Annotated in this window: 1 protein-coding gene and 1 pseudogene; both read right to left on the reverse strand. The window is 60.6% G+C overall.

Annotated elements, in window-relative coordinates:
* The coding region (nuoJ, locus tag ACIOVB_RS27775) for an NADH-quinone oxidoreductase subunit J (RefSeq protein ID WP_401272307.1) at positions 1–482 on the reverse strand (482 nt) is incomplete at its 3' end.
* A 9-nt stretch (positions 483–491) separates the two neighbouring features.
* Positions 492–654: pseudogene (locus tag ACIOVB_RS27780) on the reverse strand (NADH-quinone oxidoreductase subunit I); the annotation flags it as partial.

Consider the following 654-nt stretch of genomic DNA (forward strand, 5'->3'; position numbering starts at 1 on the left):
CGGCCCAAAACGAACGCCGAGACGGCTGCGGCGAGCACCAGCAACGCGGCGAGATCGACCACCAGCAGGTACCGGCCGAACAGGCTGATGCCCACGGCTTTCGCGTCTACGGTGGTGTGGCCGATGGCCTGGCCGCTCTGGTGAGCGAACAGCACATACAGCAGTTCGGCCAGCAGCAGGGCGGCGAGAATCACCGGCCCTGCCCAGATACCGGGCTTGAGCCAGACGCGTTCCTGCTGAACGGCGGCTGGGCCCAGGTTGAGCATCATCACCACGAACACGAACAGCACCATGATGGCGCCGGCGTAGGCGATCACTTCCAGCACGCCGGCGAACGGTGCGCCGAGTGCGAAGAAGGTCATGGCCACGGCGATCAACGAGATGATCAGGTAGAGCAGGGCGTGCACAGGGTTGGTGTTGGTGACCACGCGTAGCGTGGACACAACAGCGATACCCGATGCGAAATAGAAAGCGAATTCCATCGTTCTTCCTTAAGGCAGCAAGCTCTTCACGTTGATCGGTTCGGCTTCGTTCTGCGCAGCGCCTTTCGGCTTGCCAGCGATTGCCATACCTGCAACACGATAGAAGTTGTAATCAGGGTTTTTGCCGGGGCCGGAGATCAACAGATCTTCTTTCTCGTACACCAGGTCCTGA

The sequence above is a fragment of the Pseudomonas sp. NPDC087639 genome (assembly GCF_044743385.1).
Classification (GTDB): domain Bacteria; phylum Pseudomonadota; class Gammaproteobacteria; order Pseudomonadales; family Pseudomonadaceae; genus Aquipseudomonas.